The organism is Sphingomonas sp. (genome assembly GCF_032114135.1).
In the GTDB taxonomy this organism is placed as follows: Bacteria; Pseudomonadota; Alphaproteobacteria; order Sphingomonadales; family Sphingomonadaceae; genus Sphingomonas.
Genome location: NZ_DAMCTA010000001.1, coordinates 1,495,123 through 1,510,885 on the forward strand (window position 1 = coordinate 1,495,123; position 15,763 = coordinate 1,510,885).

Sequence of the window (15,763 nt, forward strand, 5' to 3'; positions counted from 1 at the left end):
AGGTCGGGTGTCACACAACACGACACCTGCGACTTGCCTGAAATAACGACTATCTGGCCGGACCGTTCCCGATCAGTCGCGGGTGACGTCGCCCAAAAATGCTTTGGTCGCGCGCCATGCTTCCAGCGCGCCGTCGGGGTTCTTGGTCCGCAGCAGCGTCGAGCTGCCATGCACCCCGCCCAGCCTGGGAACGAACTGCGTCTTCCGGGTGGAGGGCGAGGCGGCGAGGATCGCCCGCGCGGCATCCTCTTCCTTCCCGTCCTGCGCCGACGTGGCGAAAATCGGGGCCGTCACCTGCTTGGCCGCACGCGTGACGGCGCCCTTGTCGTCGAGATATTCGCCCGGCGAGAAGGCGAGCAGCGCCTTCACCTGCCCGGGATGCTCGGCCGCGAGCGGGAAGATCAGCGCGGCAGAGTAGCTGCTGCCCCACAGGATGATCGGTAGCTTCTGCGTGAGGCCCCAGGCGAACGCCGCATCGAGGTCCTTTTTCGCTTCGACATAGCTTGCCGAATGGCCGAGCATCTTCACCGTCTCGTTAACCCCGAACAGCGTGCCGCCGGCGCGCTGGTCGATCCGCAGCGACGAATAGCCCGCCTGCGCCAGCTGGGGGGCGAGCAGTGCATATTCGTCCTTGCCCGACTCCGCCTGGTGGAAAAGCAGCAGCAATGCCTTGGGTTTCGCCGCACGAGTGTAGACCCCGGCGATCTTCACTCCGTCGGCGGCGGTGAGCGTCACGGGCTCAGCCGAGATCGGGCCCTGATTCTCCATCGGATCGGTCTGCGGCCGCGGGTGGCACCCGGCCACCGCGAGCAGCGCCAGCGCCGCCAGCCCGCCCGCCCGCATCAGATCAGCCCTGCCAGCGGGCTCGACGGATCGGCATAGCGGCGCTTCGCCATGCGGCCGGCGCGGTAGGAAAGCCGTCCCGCCTCCACCGCCGCCTTCATCGCGGCCGCCATCAGGATGGGGTCCTTGGCCTCGGCGATCGCGGTGTTCATCAGCACGCCGTCGCAGCCCAGCTCCATCGCCACCGCCGCGTCCGATGCCGAGCCGACGCCGGCATCGACCAGCACCGGCACCTTGGCGCCCTCGACGATCAGTCGGATCGTCACCTGGTTCTGGATTCCGAGCCCCGAGCCGATCGGCGCCCCCAGCGGCATGATCGCGACCGCGCCGGCATCCTCCAGCCGCTTGGCGGCGATGGGATCGTCGACGCAATAGACCATCGGCAGAAAGCCTTCCTTGGCCAGCACCTCGGTGGCGCGCAGCGTCTCGACCATGTCCGGATAGAGCGTGCGCGCCTCGCCCAGCACTTCCAGCTTCACCAGATCCCAGCCGCCCGCCTCGCGCGCCAGCCGCAGCGTGCGGATCGCCGAATCGGCATCGAAGCAGCCCGCGGTGTTGGGCAGGTAGGTGATCTTCTTGGGGTCGATATAGTCGGTGAGCATCGGCGCCTTGGGGTCGCTGACGTTCACCCGGCGCACCGCGACGGTGACGATCTCGGCGCCCGACGCGGCCACGGCCGCGGCATTCTGCTCGAAATCCTTGTACTTGCCGGTGCCGACGATCAGGCGCGAGCGGAAGGTCTTGCCCGCCACCGTCCAGCTGTCCTCGGCGAGCGGTGCGGCATGATCGCCGCCACCCACGAAATGCACGATCTCCAGCTCGTCGCCATCCTCGACGATGACTTGCGTGAGCGTCGAGCGCGGCACCACCTCGAGGTTGCGTTCCACCGCCACCTTCTCGGGCACCAGCCCCAGCTCGGTCGCGAGCTGCGCGAGCGTGAGCCCGGCGGTGATGCGCTTGTGTTCGCCGTTGACGCGGATGGAGACGGTGCCGTCGCTGTGCATGAAAAGCCTTGGATTTGATCGGAGACGCCCTCTCATATAAGGAGCCTCGCATCCTGCCCGCAACCGAAAGGCGCTTTGCATTGGCCGATACGATCTTCGTCTTGAATGGGCCCAACCTCAATCTGCTGGGGCTCCGCGAGCCGGAAATCTATGGGTCGGACACGCTGGATGACATTGCCGGCATGCTGGAGGACCGCGCCCGTGAGCTGGGCCTCGAGGTCGAGGTGCGCCAGTCCAACCATGAAGGGCATCTGATCGACTGGCTGCACGAGGCGCAGGCCGATGGCGCGCGCGCCGTGCTGCTCAATCCGGGTGGCTATACCCATACCTCGGTGGCGCTGCACGATGCGATCAAGAGCATCAGCACGCCGGTGATCGAAGTGCATCTCTCCAATCCGCATGCCCGCGAATCCTTCCGGCACACGAGCCTGGTCGCCCGTGCTGCGAAAGGCACAGTGGCCGGCTTTGGTGCAACCTCCTATATGCTCGCGCTTGAAGCCGCCGCGCGTCTCTGACAGAGGGCGCCGTTTCATTTACAGAATTTCAAAGAAGGGTCGTATGGCCGAAGAAACCAAGTCGGGTGCAATGATGGTCGATATCGAGCTGGTCCGCCAGCTCGCTGCCGTGCTCGATGACACCCAGCTCACCGAGATCGAAGTCGAGGACGGCGAACGCCGCGTCCGCGTCGCCCGCAAGGTGACCGCAGCGCCGGCAGCGGTGCAGTACGCCGCCGCCCCGGCGGCGCCGATGCTCGCCGCGCCGGCCGCTGCCGCGGCTCCGGCCGAGATCGTCGCAGCACCGCAGCCGGCTGCCAATGCGGTCAAGTCGCCGATGGTCGGCACTGCGTACCTCAAGCCGAACCCCGAGGCGAAAACCTTCGTCACGGTCGGCCAGCAGGTCGCCGCGGGCGACACGCTGCTGATCATCGAGGCGATGAAGGTAATGAACCCGATCCACGCGCCCAGCGCCGGCACTGTCAAGGCGATCCTGGTCGAGAACGGCCAGCCGGTCGAGTTCGACCAGCCGCTCGTCGTGGTCGAGTAACGGAACGGCCATGCCCGAGATCAAGAAGCTGCTGATCGCCAATCGCGGCGAGATCGCGCTGCGCATCCACCGCGCCTGTCACGAAATGGGCATCAAGACGGTGGCGGTGCACTCCACCGCCGATGCCGATGCGATGCATGTGCGCCTGGCGGACGAGGCGATCTGCATCGGCCCGCCGGCCGCGGCGGAGAGCTATCTCAACATCCCGAACATCATCTCGGCCGCCGAGATTTCGGGCGCGGATGCGATCCACCCGGGCTATGGCTTCCTCTCGGAGAACGCCCAGTTCGCCGAGATCGTCGAGGCGCACGGGCTGATCTTCGTCGGGCCCAAGCCCGAGCATATCCGCACCATGGGCGACAAGATCGAAGCGAAGCGCACCGCCGGCGCGCTCGGCCTGCCGCTGGTGCCGGGCTCGGACGGCCCGATCAGCGACCTGGAAGAAGCCAAGGCGATCGCCGCCAAGGCGGGCTATCCGGTGATCATCAAGGCCGCCTCGGGCGGCGGTGGTCGCGGCATGAAGGTGTGCACCAGCGAGGACCAGCTCGAAACGCTGATGCAGCAGGCCGGTAGCGAGGCGAAGGCCGCGTTCGGCGACGCTACCGTGTACTTGGAAAAGTATCTCGGCAACCCGCGCCACATCGAGTTCCAGGTGTTCGGCGACGGCAACGGCAACGCGATCCATCTCGGCGAGCGCGACTGCTCGCTCCAGCGTCGCCACCAGAAGGTGCTCGAAGAGGCGCTGTCGCCGGTGATTACCCCGGAAGAGCGTGCGCACATGGGCGGCATCGTCGCCAAGGCGATGTCCGACATGGGCTATCGCGGCGCCGGCACGATCGAGTTCCTGTGGGAAAATGGCGAGTTCTACTTCATCGAGATGAACACCCGCCTCCAGGTCGAGCATCCGGTGACCGAGATGATCACCGGCATGGACCTGGTCCGCGAGCAGATCCGCGTCGCCGAGGGCCATGGCCTGTCGGTGCGCCAGGAGGACATCGAGTTCCGCGGCCACGCGATCGAATGCCGCATCAACGCCGAGGATCCGCGGACCTTCGCGCCCTCGCCGGGCACGATCACCCACTTCCACGCACCGGGCGGCATGCACGTCCGCGTCGATAGCGGCATCTATTCGGGCTACCGGATCCCGCCTTACTACGATTCCATGATCGCCAAGCTGATCGTCTATGGCCGCACCCGCGAGGGCTGCATCCTGCGGCTCAAGCGTGCTCTGGAAGAGTTCGTGGTCGACGGCATCAAGACGACGATCCCGCTCCACCAGGCACTGCTTGACGATCCCGAGTTCCTGAAGGGCGACTATACGATCAAGTGGCTCGAGGAATGGCTCGCCAAGCAGGACGAGGCCGCCGCGGCGTGAAGGCCACCATCTACCACAACCCGCGCTGTTCCAAGTCGCGCGAGGCGCTGGCGATCCTCACGGACGCCGGCGCCGAGGTTGAGGTGATCGAATATCTGAAGACTCCGCCCAGTCGCGAAACGCTGGCGGAGCTGTACAAGCGCGCCGGCATGACCGCGCGCGAAGGCCTGCGCATCGCCGAGGACGCCGCCAAGCCGCTCAAGGGCGCGGATGACGACACGATCCTCGATGCGATGGCGGCCAACCCGATCCTGATCGAACGCCCGCTGGTGGTGACCGAGCGCGGCGTGCGGCTGGGCCGGCCGCCGGAAAAGGTGCGGGAAATCCTGTAAAAAGCTCCTCCCCGGCACGGGGAGGGGGACCGCCGCCGAAGGCGGTGGTGGAGGGGCCGCCGCGCACGCGGTGGTATCCCCCGCTTTGAGGTTTCCGCGCCATTCGGCGCGGCCCCTCCACCATTCGCTAGCGCGAATGGTCCCCCTCACCGTTCCGGGGAGGAATTTGGACCCTCAGCCCTTCAGCCCCGCGGCGATCGTCTCACGCCACGGCGTGGTCGGCCGGCCGATCAGCCCGGACAGCCTCTTTGACTCGTCGAACAGCGCTCCGTCCGCCACCCGCGCATCGCTGTCCGCCAGGATCGCCGCGAACGGGCCCGGCAGCCCCGCGCCTTCCAGCGCCTTGGCGTACTCGGCCTGCGGCAGGTCCTGATAGGCCACCGGCTTGCCCGAGGCCTCGGCCAGCGCCGCCGCCAGCTCGGCATGGGTGAAGCCGCTATCGCCGGCCAGCTCGAACGTCCCCGCCTCGCCGCGGGTCAGCACCACCGCCGCCGCCTCGGCATAGTCCGCACGCGCCGCACCCGAGACCAGGCCTTCGCCCGCGCTGCCGATCAGCACGCCGTGCTCGATTGCGGGGCCGGCGCTCATCAGGTAATTTTCGGTGTACCAGCCGTTGCGGAGCAGCGCGGCGGGGATGCCGCTGGCCGCGAGCAGATTCTCGGTCGCCTTGTGCTCGACCGCCATCTGCATGGGCGAGGTCTGCGCGCGAAGCAGGCTGGTATAGGCGATCAGCTGCACGCCCGCCGCCTTGGCCGCGTCGATCACTGCGCGGTGCTGTGGGATGCGGCTGCCGATGGCGTTGCCCGAGATCAGCAGCAGCCGGGTCACGCCCGCCAGCCCCGGTGCCAGCGTTTCCGGCGCGTCATAGTCGAACGCCCGCACCGCCACGCCCTTGGCAGCGAGGTCGGCGACGCGCTCGGGGTTGCGCGCCAGCGCGACGATCTCGCTCGGCGCAACCTTGCCCAGCAGCGACTCGAGGACGAGGCGGCCCAACTGGCCCGAAGCTCCGGTAACGGCGTACATGGTCTGATTCCTTTCGCTCGTGGATTGACGACAAGGATCTAGCGACCCACTTACGAATCGTAAGTACGCACACAAAGGTAAGTATCAAAAATGTCCGCCCCCCGCACCCTCGCCGCGATGATGGACCGCGGGGACGTCTTCGAGCCCGATTGCCCCTCGCGTGCGGTGCTCAAGCGGATCACCAGCAGCTGGGGCCTGCTCGTGCTGGTCGCGCTGCAGGACGGCACCCGCCGATTCAGCGCGCTTCGCCGCCGGGTGAACGGGGTGAGCGAGCGGATGTTGGCCCAGACGCTCCAGCAGCTGGAGGCTCACCAGTTGGTTACCCGCCACAGCCTGCCGGTGGTGCCCCCGCATGTCGAATACAGCCTCACCCCGCTCGGGCGCGAGGCGGCGGCAAAGGTCGAGGATCTGGTCGAGTGGATTCAGGCCAATCTGGGCGATCTGATGCCGGCCGCGCTGGAAGAAGCGGCGGAATAGCCCGCCCTGACCGTCATCTCCGCGGAGGCGGGGATCCGTTGGCGCAGGTGGCGCGGCTCCATCCCTGACGTCCTGGCAAATGGATTCCCGCCTTCGCGGGAATGACGACTGGGATGGAGTGGCCGCAGTCCTTTACCGCGAACATCCCCGCTTACGCCGCCAGCAACCAGCCCTTCCTTCCCCCGCAGTGTACCTCGCCGCCCCCGCATGGCATGGCACCCCGCCATGATCGCCGCCATCGCCACCCTGCTCCTCTGCCAGCTGCTCGGCGAGGGGGTCCACCTGCTCACCGGTCTGCCGCTGCCGGGTCCCGTACTGGGCATGTTTTTGCTGCTCGGCTGGCTGCTGCTCCGTCCCGCCGAGCGCCCGACGCTGGTCCAGGTCTCCGCCTGGCTGACCGCGCATCTCTCGGTGATGTTCGTCCCCGCCGCGGTCGGTCTGGTCGACGAGGGCCCGGTGCTGGCGCGGAACGGCGTTGCGATCGTGGTCGCCACGCTCGCATCGACATTGCTCACCATCGTAGTGACCGCGCTCGTCTTCCGCTGGGCGCTGTCCCGGCAGGAGCGTGGCGCATGACCGCGCTCTGGACCATGCTGCAAGCGACGCCACTGCTGTGGCTCACCGTCACGCTGCTGGTGTTCGAAGGTGCCGATCGCCTGTCGAAGCGCAGCCATCGCCACCCGCTCTGCCACCCGGTGCTGCTGGCGACGCCGGTGCTGATCGCGATCCTGCTGGCGACCCGCACTCCCTACCCGGTCTATGCGCGGAGCACCGCGATACTTCCCTTTCTGCTCGGCCCCGCGACCGTCGGGCTGGCGGTGCCGCTATGGCGCAACCGTGCGCTGGTCCGCAGCGCTGCCGGGCCGTTGCTGCTCGCGCTGACCGCGGGGTCGCTGACCGCGATCCTCAGCGTCACCGCGATCGTCTGGGCGTTCGGCGGTACCGCGCAGATCCTCGCCACGGTCGCCCCCCGCTCGGTGACCACGCCCGTCGCCATGGCCCTCGCCCAGCAGCTGGGCGGCATTCCGGCGCTGGCGGCGATCGTGGTGCTGATCGCCGGCGTGTTCGGCGCAATGATCGCGACCCCGGTGCTCGACGCGCTGCGGATCGAGGATTACCGCGTCCGCGGCTTCGCCACCGGCGTCGCCGCGCACGGCATCGGCATGGCCCGCGCGTTTCAGGTGAGCGAGGTCGGCGGCACCTTCGCCGGCATCGGCATGGCGCTCAACGCCGCGATGACCGCGCTGCTGCTGACGCTGTGGGCGGTGTTGTAACCCTTATTCGTCCGTCACGTCCTGCTTGGTGCCGTAGAGCCGCACCGGGCGCCCGTTCTCGAATTCCACATCGGCGGTCAGCCGCATCTTGCGCAACGCGCCGTCGCGGCGGCGGATCGCCACGTCGATCGTGAAGCTCGCGCCCTCCGCGACTGCCCTGTTGCGGACCCGCGCCAGCATCGCCCGCGACTCCGGGGTATACATCGCGACCACGTCGTCGCGGGACAGCGGTTCGCTCCTCGGGACGCCGAACAGGTCATAGACGCCCGGCGACCAGCGCAGGGCATTGGTGGCGAGGTCGCACTCCCACGCAGCCGGCAGCGGGATCAGCGGATCGCCGGCGCGCAGTCCTTTGCCGAGGAGAGGCTGGATGAGCATGGCAAACCATAGCATGGGCCGGGTTAACGCGGTGTTGGCCGGCGCCTCCGTAACTCCCGGGGTGACGCGCGCGCCGCACCTCGCTAAGGGGTCCGGCCATGACCCAGATCACGCCCGAGATCGTGGCCGAGCACGGCCTTTCGCCCGAAGAATATGACCGCGTCCTCAAGGCGCTCGGTCGCGAGCCGAACCTCACCGAGCTCGGCATCTTCTCGGTGATGTGGTCCGAGCATTGCAGCTACAAGTCCAGCCGCATCCACCTCAAGAAGCTGCCGACCACCGGCCCGCAGGTGATCTGCGGCCCCGGCGAGAATGCCGGCGTCGTCGATATCGGCGACGGCCAGGCGGCGATCTTCAAGATGGAGAGCCACAACCACCCGTCCTATATCGAGCCCTATCAGGGTGCGGCGACCGGCGTGGGCGGCATCCTGCGCGACGTGTTCACCATGGGTGCGCGCCCGATCGCGAACATGAACGCGCTGCGCTTCGGCCGGCCCGACCACCCCAAGATGAAGCATCTGATCGCCGGCGTCGTCCATGGCATCGGCGGCTATGGCAATTGCGTCGGCGTGCCGACGGTGGGCGGGGAGGTGAACTTCCACCCCGCCTATGACGGCAACATCCTGGTCAACGCGATGACCGTGGGCATCGCCGATACCGACAAGATCTTCTATTCGGCGGCCTCGGGCGTCGGCAATTCGATCGTCTATGTCGGCTCCAAGACCGGCCGCGACGGCATCCACGGCGCGACCATGGCCTCGGCCGATTTCGGCGAGGATTCGGAAGAGAAGCGGCCCACCGTCCAGGTCGGCGATCCGTTCACCGAGAAGCTGCTGATCGAGGCCTGCCTCGAGCTGATGGCCTCGGACGCGATCGTCGCGATCCAGGACATGGGTGCCGCCGGTCTCACCTCGTCGAGCGTCGAGATGGCGTCCAAGGGCGGCGTCGGCATCGAGCTGATCATGGACGACGTGCCGCAGCGCGAAACCGGCATGACGCCGTACGAGATGATGCTCTCCGAATCGCAGGAGCGCATGCTGATGGTGCTCAAGCCCGGCCGCGAGGATTTCGCCGAGGCGATCTTCCGCAAGTGGGAGCTCGATTTTGCGGTGATCGGCCATGTCACCGACACCGGCCGCATGGTGCTCAAGTGGAAGGGCGACGTGGTGTGCGACATCCCGCTCGCCCCGCTGGCCGACGACGCCCCGCTCTACGATCGCCCGCACGTGCCAACGCCCAAGCAGCCCGAGCTGCAGAACGTGCCCGAATCCACCGATCCCGCCGCCGATCTCGTCAAGCTGATGGGCTCGCCGGACATCGCCAGCCGCCGCTGGATCTGGGAGCAATATGACCACATGGTCGGCGGCGACACCGTGCAGCGCCCGGGCGGCGATGCCGCGGTCGTCCGCGTCCACGGCACGAACAAGGGCCTGGCGATCACCACCGATTGCACCCCGCGCTATTGCTTCGCCGACCCGGTCGAGGGCGGCAAACAGGCGATTGCGGAAGCGTGGCGCAACCTCTCCGCGGTGGGCGCGACCCCGCTGGCGGTGACCAACTGCCTCAACTTCGCCAACCCGCAGCGCCCGGAGATCATGGGCCAGATCGTCGGCGCGCTGGAAGGCATGAGCGACGCCTGCCGCGCGCTCGACTTCCCGATCGTCTCGGGCAATGTCAGCCTCTACAACGAGAGCAAGGCGACCGGCGGCGGCTCGGCGATCCTGCCGACCCCGGCGATCGGCGCGATCGGCCTGCTCAAGGACTGGCAGAAGAACTGCACCATCGCCTTCAAGGGCACCGGCGACGTGATCATCGCGGTCGGCGAGCGCGGCGGCCACCTCGGCCAGTCGATCTGGCTGCGCGAGATCTGCGGCCGCGAGGAAGGCCCGCCCCCGCCCGTCGACCTGATGATGGAGCGCCGCACCGGCGCGTTCATCCGCTCGGCGATCTGCGGCGGCGCGATCACCGCCTGCCATGACGTCGCGGACGGCGGTCTGGCGGTGGCGATCGCCGAGATGGCGTTGGCCTCGGGCATCGGCGCGATTCTCGACCAGCCCCAGCCCTTCGGCGTCGCCGGCAGCTGGTTCGGCGAGGACCAGGGCCTCTATGTCGTGACCGTCAAGGACGAGTCGCTGGCCGACTTCCTGGTCGCCGCCGACAAGGCCGGCCTTGCCGCCGATCCGATCGGCCGCACTATCGCCAACCGCATCATCTTCGAGATGGAGGAAGGCGATTTCTGCGTGAGCCTGGCGGACCTGCAAACGGCGCATGAGGGCTTCTTCCCGGCGCTGATGGGCACGGCGGAAGCGGTGAGCGAGGAAAACGCGATTTGATGCATCGAAGCCCCTCCCCCTTGGGGGAGGGGTTGGGGTGGGGCTGTGTCTCACCGAGACCAACTTTCGGTCTGGCACCCCTCCACCCCCCCCTCCTCCAAGGAGGGGGGGGTTAAAGAAACCCCGCACCCATCCGTCATCCCCGCGAAGGCGGGGATCCATTGGCGCAGGTGCCGCGGTTCTTCCCCTCAGCGTCCTGGCAAATGGATTCTCGCCTTCGCGGGAATGACGCATGCTTGGAGGGGGCGGCGGGACCCCACGCCCCCCGCACCCCCCAAATGGGGGGGCGCGCGCCGCTCGCCTTGGGCTGGTGACAGCGTAGTCATCACGGCATCTTTCCGCCCATGTCGGATTTCGGGGATCGAGCCAGGGGCGGCGGCAGCGTCGCCTTGTCGGGCGGGACGCGGCTGGGCGCTGCACTGGAAGGTGCCCGCCTCCGCGCGCTGGCCGCGTCGCTGCTCGCGCTCGGCATCTTCTGGATCGACAGCTTCACCAGCTTCCACAGCGCGATCGCGACGCTCTATGTGCTGGTGCTGCTGCTCGCCGGCCCCAGCCTCGCGCGTCGGGAACTGCTCGGCTGGAGCATCGCCTGCGCCGCGCTGACCGTCACCAGCTTCGTCGTCGTGCACCGCAATGCGCCCTCGGCCGACGCCGCGCTGCGGCTGGTGGTGAGCCTCGCCACCAATGCCGTCACCACCGCCTTGCTGCTCCACCGCATCGTGCTCGACGCGCACGTGGCGCGCGAGGAGCGCCGCTACGCGACGATGACCGACACGCTGGCCATCGCCATCTGGGAACATGACTTCAGCTGCGTCGACGCCGCCATCCGCGCGTTGCGGGCGGGCGGCGTCACCGATCTGCGCTCCTATCTGCGCGCGCATCCCGACTTCGTCGCCGAGATCCGCCGACAGGTGCGCATCACCGACGTCAACCAGACCGCGCTCGACCTGATGGGCGTGCCGAGCAAGGCCGCCTTCTTCCGCAAGCTCGGCGATTTCCTGCCCGAAACCGACGCCAGCTTCGCCGACTGTATCCTCGCGATCGACGAGCGCCGCCCGATGTTCCAGGCCGAGACCCAGGTGATCGCGGCCGACGGATCGCCGATCGACATCATCGTCGCGTTCAGCCTGGCGCCGGGCACCTGCCTGGCGCACGTGCCGGGCAGCATCCTCGACATCCGCCAGCGCAAGCGGCTGGAGACCACCGTCGAGCGCACCCGCATCGAGCTGGAGCGCGTCCAGCGCACCGCCGCGATCGGCGCGATGTCCGCCTCGATCGCGCACGAGATCAACCAGCCGATCTCCGCGGTGCAGAGCTATGCCGATGCCGCCGCGCGCTGGCTCGCCCGGCCGGAGCCCGATCTCCACGAAGTACGGCTGTCGCTCGCCGGGCTCCACCAGGCGGTGGCGAACGTCCATGCGGTGATCCAGCGGGTACGTTCGCTGGTCGGCGGGTCGCAGGGCGACATGCGACCGCTGCAGCTGGGCAGCCTGGTTGCCGACACGCTTGCCATCGCCGCCCGCGATCTCGACGCGCACGGCGCGCGCATCGAGGTAGCGCCGCTAGGCGAACCGCGGGTGGTGGGCGATCCGATCCTGCTCAAGCACCTGTTGCTCAATCTGATCACCAACGCGCTTCAGGCGATGGAGGCCGCCGATGTCGAGGACAAGCGGCTAGACCTGACGTTGCACGCCGAGGCCGACCACGTCCTGCTGCTGCTGCGCGATCACGGCCCGGGGCTCGCGCCCGAGATTGCCGAGCCGTTCGAGACCTTCGCCACCACCAAGCCCGGCGGCATGGGCCTGGGGCTGTCGATCTGCCGCTCGATCGTCGAGCTGCACGACGGCCGCATCGCGCTGAGCAACCACCCGGATGGCGGCGCGATCGCGGCGATCGAGCTGCCGCTCGCGGCCTGAGCTTCCCGCCCCCTCGGCCGTCATCCCGGCGAAAGCCGGGATCCAGACGCCACGCGCTACCAGCGTGCGCCGGGACGGCGGCCCCAATGGATTCCGGCTTCCGCCGGAATGACGATGCACGGATGCGGCACCGTCACCCCATCGCCCGCACCAGCGCGCTGGAGAGCAGATCGGGATCGACCGGCTTGTCGAGCAGCGCGATCAGGTCCAGCGCCGCGGCGCGCGCGCGCAACTCGGCAGTGGGATAGGCGGTCATCAGGATCACCGGCACCGTCGATCCCCGCTCGCGCAGCGTCTGGCGCAGCTCGAGCCCCGACCGGCCGGGCATCTGCAGATCGGTCAACACGCAGTCCGCCGCGTCGTCGCTGGCATCGAGATAGGCGTCGGCCGAACCGTAGAGCGCGGTGCGATAGCCGAACGAGCGAATCAGGCTCGCCGCCGCATCGCGCACCAGCGCATCGTCATCCACCACGGCAACCAGATTGTCCGGCACGCGCACCGCTCCAACGTCGCCGGGGCATCCGGGACTGCTGCAAGGGTAGAGAGGTGTGCCGCGGCTGTAAGCTATACCCTTGGTTACTCGGGGAACTACGCAGCTCCCGCGGGAGACGGCAGTATCCCGGCGGCGCGGACCAGATCGGGCACGGTGCGCAGCCCCATCTTGCGCATCAGGCTGGCGCGGTGGAGCTTCACGGTAATCTCGGCAATGCCCAGTTCGCCCGCGATCTGCTTGTTGAGCAAGCCCCGCACCACGCCCTCCATCACCTCCCGCTCGCGCGCCGTAAGCGTGGCGAAGCGCTGGCGCACCCCCGCGCTCTCCTGCGCAGCGAAACGGCGCTCGGCGGCGCGGGCAAGCCCGGCATTGACCGCGTCGAGCATGTCCTGGTCGCGGAACGGCTTGGTCAGGAAGTCCACTGCCCCGCCCTTCATCGCCTTCACCGACATGGGGATGTCGCCATGCCCGGTGAGGAAGATCACCGGCAGATCGACCCCGCGCTCGGCAAGCCGGTCACGGCACTCGAACCCGCCCATGTGCGGCATCCGCACATCGACGACGAGGCAGCACGGCGTCTCGGGCAAGGGCGCATCCAGCAATTCCTGCGCCGAGCCATAATTGCGCACCGCGAAATCGACCGAGCGGAACAGCGAATCGAGCGATCCCCGCACCAGCGGATCGTCATCGACGACCAGCACGACGGGCTGGGCTTCGGACGCGGGAGCGAGGCGGGCCATGGGTTGCGATCCTTTCGCAACAGGGGTGGCGCACGGCGCGCGGGGGAGCAATCCCGGATGGGGTGTTGGGTTGCCCCCCGAATGGGCAAAGGGGTCGGCTGGCGCGCGTGCTCAACCCGCCGTGTGCGCCGTAATGGTGTAGCCGAACGGATCCCGGAACGCGAAGTAGCGTCCAAACGGCCCGTCCTTCGGCGCGAAAACGATCGGCGTACCATGGTCGACCAACTGCGCATGGAGCGCATCCGCGTCGTCGGAGCCGAACCAGAGCGCGACGCCCTCTCCAAGCGCGTCCGTGTTCTGCAGCGGCGCGACCGGCGTGCGGACGGCGAAGGACACGGGGCCGGTATCGAACACCACCGCACCCGGCGGGCTGTGCGGCGCCGGCTTCAACCCGACGACATCGCCGTAGAAGGTTTTCGCGGCATCGAGATCGTGCGCCTGAATGCTGATGAAATCGGGGCCGAGCAGACGGGCCATGGCGTGCTTTCCTTTCCATCACTGACGGAGTATCAGTAGACTGATACTTATATAAGGGCACTGATATGTCAAGCGCGCCATCAGCGGTCGTCCTGGACGACGCGTTCGCCACCATCGGGTTCGCGCTCAAATTAGCGCAGCAGGCGTTGCGCACGCACATGGATGCGGGGCTTCAGCAGATCGGGCTGACCACGCCGCAATATGCCGTGCTGAACCTGCTCAAGGTCGAGCCCGGCGCGTCGAATGCCGAACTGGCGCGGCGCTCGTTCGTCACGCCGCAGACGATGCAGGGAATCGTCGTCGCGCTCGAACGGTCGGGCTTTCTCACCCGCGCGCCGCACCCGGGCCACGGCCGGGTTCAGACCACCGCCTTGACCGAGCGGGGGCGCGAGGTCCTTGCAGCGGCCTCGGGCATTGTCGCCGACGCGGAAGCGCGGCTGCGTGCAGCCTCCGCCCCACTCGATCCGGAGACGATGATCGCGGCACTCTCGCGCCTCGCCCAGGCGCTGCGCTGACGCGTCAGTCCGACCGCGCCTCCCGCCGTACGCGGGCGGCGGGCGGTGCTGGCCGGGGTGCGGGCGCCGGGCTTGCCGCTGGGGGCGGGCTCGGACGGCTCGGTGCGGCGGCCGCGGGACGGGCAGCCGGCGGCTGGAATGCAGGGCGGGGCGCCGGCATGCCCGCACCGTCGGGGCGGGCCTGGCGCGTCCAGCCCGGCGACATCCAGCCGCCGCCGCGGCGCGGACCGGTGTTCGCGGGTGCCACATTCGTGATCGGTGCGGGTGCGGGAGTCGCTGCCGGGGGCGCGGCAGGTTGCGGCGCGGCGTCGCCCGGCCGGCCGCCCGACCAGCCCGGGCGCGGGCCCTGCCAACGGGGTCTGCCGTCGCCGTCTCCGCGCGGCGGGCGCGCGGTCCAGCCATCCGGACGCGGATGCCCGGCGCTCCAGCCCGGCGCACCGGCGACGGGGGGCTGCCCCGGCGTAACGGCACCCGGCGGCGGTGTGGTCGGTACGGTGCCCGGCGGCGGCGTGGGGCGCGTGCCGCCCTGCGGACGATCGGGCCGATCGGGGCGCTGCCCCGGCAGCCCGCCCCACATCCAGGGCCGCCCCGGCTTGCCCGTACCCGGCGGCGGGAGCGGCTGCCCTGCCCCCGGTCGTGGGCCAGCGTTCGGCGGGCGGCCGGGCCGCGGCGGGCGATGCTGCCAATGCTGCCCCAGCCCCGGCGGGGGCGGGCCCTGGAAACCGCCGGTCCGCCACCGTGCGAACGCCGACGCCATTGCCGCGCGGCGGGCGCGCTCGGCCGCCCAGCGCTGCTGATCGGCGAAGGCAAAACCGGAATTGCGATACTGCCAGCCCGAATCCCAGCCGGGATCGATCCCGACGAAGAACAGGTTCATGTCGCCCCAGCTGGTGGTATCGACTGCGTCCCATTGCCGATCGAGCAGCGCGTCGCGCAGCCGCCGGCCGCGCTGGTACAGCCGCTCGCCCTCGCCGATCGACCGAACGCCGAGGTCGCGGGGCAGCAGCTTGCCGCCGGCGTCGTACACCGCAGCGACATTGCCGTCCTGATAGCCGAAGCTGCGGTCGGCCTCGCGCACGAGGAACGGCCCGCGCTCGCCCGAGGCGAAGAAATAGGTGCGTGCGCCCTCGGACCGGTCCTCGGCCACCACCCAATAGCCGTCGCGCAATTCCCAGGCGACCGGCGTTCCGCCGTCGAAGCGGAAGCTGTAATCCGGCGGGGCGTCGCCCAGCGTGTCCCACAGCGCATGCGCGCGATCGATCCAGCGATAGCTGGTCTCGCCTTCCGCATCGACCTCGCTCGAGCCTGCGGTAACGATCGACCCGCGCTGCGCGGCGGCGGGATGGGTGGCGCCGCAGAGCAACGCGGTGCCGAGCATCCAAGGCGTGATCCGTCTCATCGCGTTATCCTGTCCAACATCCTGCCGACACCATCCGCCCGCCGCGGTGAACAAAGCATGACGAAGCGGACATCCGCGGCAACAATATGAAAAACATCAAATTAACCAAAACTTAGCGGCGCGCGCCGCATAGCCGGGCC

Annotated in this window: 18 protein-coding genes; 10 read left to right on the forward strand and 8 right to left on the reverse strand. The window is 68.8% G+C overall.

What is annotated here, in order from left to right:
• Window positions 1–72: 72 nt before the first annotated feature.
• Both RT655_RS06940 and thiS read right to left on the reverse strand, forming a co-directional pair.
• The gene (locus tag RT655_RS06940; RefSeq protein ID WP_313535747.1) at window positions 73–843 is read right to left on the reverse strand and encodes a serine aminopeptidase domain-containing protein; all 771 of its coding nucleotides are present in this window, start codon (window positions 841–843) and stop codon (window positions 73–75) included.
• The gene (gene thiS / locus RT655_RS06945) at window positions 843–1,847 is read right to left on the reverse strand and encodes a sulfur carrier protein ThiS (protein WP_313535748.1); all 1,005 of its coding nucleotides are present in this window, start codon (window positions 1,845–1,847) and stop codon (window positions 843–845) included. Before thiS ends, RT655_RS06940 begins: the two co-directional genes overlap by 1 nt.
• An 80-nt stretch (window positions 1,848–1,927) precedes the next feature.
• Here thiS and aroQ point away from each other — a divergent pair, with 80 nt between their 5' ends.
• The 4 genes from aroQ to arsC are packed head-to-tail and all read left to right on the forward strand — an operon-like array spanning window position 1,928 to window position 4,598.
• Entirely contained in the window at window positions 1,928–2,362 is a 435-nt protein-coding gene (gene aroQ, locus RT655_RS06950) for a type II 3-dehydroquinate dehydratase (RefSeq protein WP_121074462.1), read from the forward strand.
• Window positions 2,363–2,405: 43 nt separating this feature from the next.
• Entirely contained in the window at window positions 2,406–2,891 is a 486-nt protein-coding gene (gene accB, locus RT655_RS06955) for an acetyl-CoA carboxylase biotin carboxyl carrier protein (protein ID WP_121074459.1), read from the forward strand.
• Window positions 2,892–2,901: 10 nt separating this feature from the next.
• Window positions 2,902–4,266: an acetyl-CoA carboxylase biotin carboxylase subunit gene (gene accC, locus RT655_RS06960; protein WP_313535749.1), complete on the forward strand. Its 1,365-nt coding sequence runs from the start codon at window positions 2,902–2,904 to the stop codon at window positions 4,264–4,266.
• Window positions 4,263–4,598 carry an arsenate reductase (glutaredoxin) gene (gene arsC / locus RT655_RS06965; protein WP_313535750.1) on the forward strand — a complete coding sequence of 112 codons (336 nt, stop codon included), beginning with the start codon at window positions 4,263–4,265 and terminating at the stop codon, window positions 4,596–4,598. The genes accC and arsC overlap by 4 nt, the downstream gene beginning before the upstream one ends.
• A 174-nt stretch (window positions 4,599–4,772) precedes the next feature.
• On the opposite strand, the gene RT655_RS06970 is transcribed toward arsC, so the two are convergent.
• Window positions 4,773–5,621: an NAD(P)H-binding protein gene (locus tag RT655_RS06970; RefSeq protein ID WP_313535751.1), complete on the reverse strand. Its 849-nt coding sequence runs from the start codon at window positions 5,619–5,621 to the stop codon at window positions 4,773–4,775.
• 90 nt (window positions 5,622–5,711) lie between these two features.
• Here RT655_RS06970 and RT655_RS06975 point away from each other — a divergent pair, with 90 nt between their 5' ends.
• The 3 genes from RT655_RS06975 (at window position 5,712) to RT655_RS06985 (ending at window position 7,372) form a co-directional block, all read left to right on the forward strand.
• Window positions 5,712–6,098 (forward strand): helix-turn-helix domain-containing protein, encoded by a 387-nt coding sequence (locus RT655_RS06975; RefSeq protein ID WP_313535752.1) that lies wholly within the window; start codon window positions 5,712–5,714, stop codon window positions 6,096–6,098.
• A gap of 225 nt (window positions 6,099–6,323) precedes the next feature.
• On the forward strand, window positions 6,324–6,674 hold the full coding sequence (locus RT655_RS06980) for a CidA/LrgA family protein (RefSeq protein WP_313535754.1): 351 nt from the start codon (window positions 6,324–6,326) through the stop codon (window positions 6,672–6,674).
• A complete protein-coding gene (locus RT655_RS06985) occupies window positions 6,671–7,372 on the forward strand; it encodes an LrgB family protein (RefSeq protein ID WP_313535755.1) in 702 nt (233 codons plus the stop codon). Before RT655_RS06980 ends, RT655_RS06985 begins: the two co-directional genes overlap by 4 nt.
• Window positions 7,373–7,375: 3 nt before the next feature.
• Here the strand turns inward: RT655_RS06985 and RT655_RS06990 are convergent, their stop codons facing one another.
• Entirely contained in the window at window positions 7,376–7,750 is a 375-nt protein-coding gene (locus RT655_RS06990) for a PAS domain-containing protein (protein ID WP_313535757.1), read from the reverse strand.
• Between the two features lie 98 nt (window positions 7,751–7,848).
• Between RT655_RS06990 and purL the strand changes: the two genes are divergently transcribed.
• On the forward strand, window positions 7,849–10,083 hold the full coding sequence (purL, locus tag RT655_RS06995; protein WP_313535758.1) for a phosphoribosylformylglycinamidine synthase subunit PurL: 2,235 nt from the start codon (window positions 7,849–7,851) through the stop codon (window positions 10,081–10,083).
• A 344-nt stretch (window positions 10,084–10,427) separates the two neighbouring features.
• Window positions 10,428–11,999 carry an ATP-binding protein gene (locus tag RT655_RS07000; RefSeq protein ID WP_313535759.1) on the forward strand — a complete coding sequence of 524 codons (1,572 nt, stop codon included), beginning with the start codon at window positions 10,428–10,430 and terminating at the stop codon, window positions 11,997–11,999.
• A 133-nt stretch (window positions 12,000–12,132) separates the two neighbouring features.
• On the opposite strand, the gene RT655_RS07005 is transcribed toward RT655_RS07000, so the two are convergent.
• The 3 genes from RT655_RS07005 to RT655_RS07015 all read right to left on the reverse strand — a co-directional run bounded on the left by RT655_RS07005 (window position 12,133) and on the right by RT655_RS07015 (window position 13,709).
• A complete protein-coding gene (locus RT655_RS07005; RefSeq protein ID WP_313535761.1) occupies window positions 12,133–12,492 on the reverse strand; it encodes a response regulator transcription factor in 360 nt (119 codons plus the stop codon).
• A 95-nt stretch (window positions 12,493–12,587) separates the two neighbouring features.
• Entirely contained in the window at window positions 12,588–13,232 is a 645-nt protein-coding gene (locus tag RT655_RS07010) for a response regulator (protein ID WP_313535762.1), read from the reverse strand.
• 111 nt (window positions 13,233–13,343) lie between these two features.
• Complete coding sequence (locus RT655_RS07015) at window positions 13,344–13,709, reverse strand: VOC family protein (RefSeq protein ID WP_313535763.1); 366 nt, start codon at window positions 13,707–13,709, stop codon at window positions 13,344–13,346.
• Between the two features lie 65 nt (window positions 13,710–13,774).
• Between RT655_RS07015 and RT655_RS07020 the strand changes: the two genes are divergently transcribed.
• Entirely contained in the window at window positions 13,775–14,224 is a 450-nt protein-coding gene (locus RT655_RS07020; protein ID WP_313535764.1) for a MarR family winged helix-turn-helix transcriptional regulator, read from the forward strand.
• Window positions 14,225–14,228: 4 nt separating this feature from the next.
• Here RT655_RS07020 and RT655_RS07025 read toward each other — a convergent pair whose 3' ends face one another.
• Window positions 14,229–15,623 (reverse strand): hypothetical protein, encoded by a 1,395-nt coding sequence (locus RT655_RS07025; protein WP_313535765.1) that lies wholly within the window; start codon window positions 15,621–15,623, stop codon window positions 14,229–14,231.
• Between the last annotated feature and the right edge of the window lie 140 nt (window positions 15,624–15,763).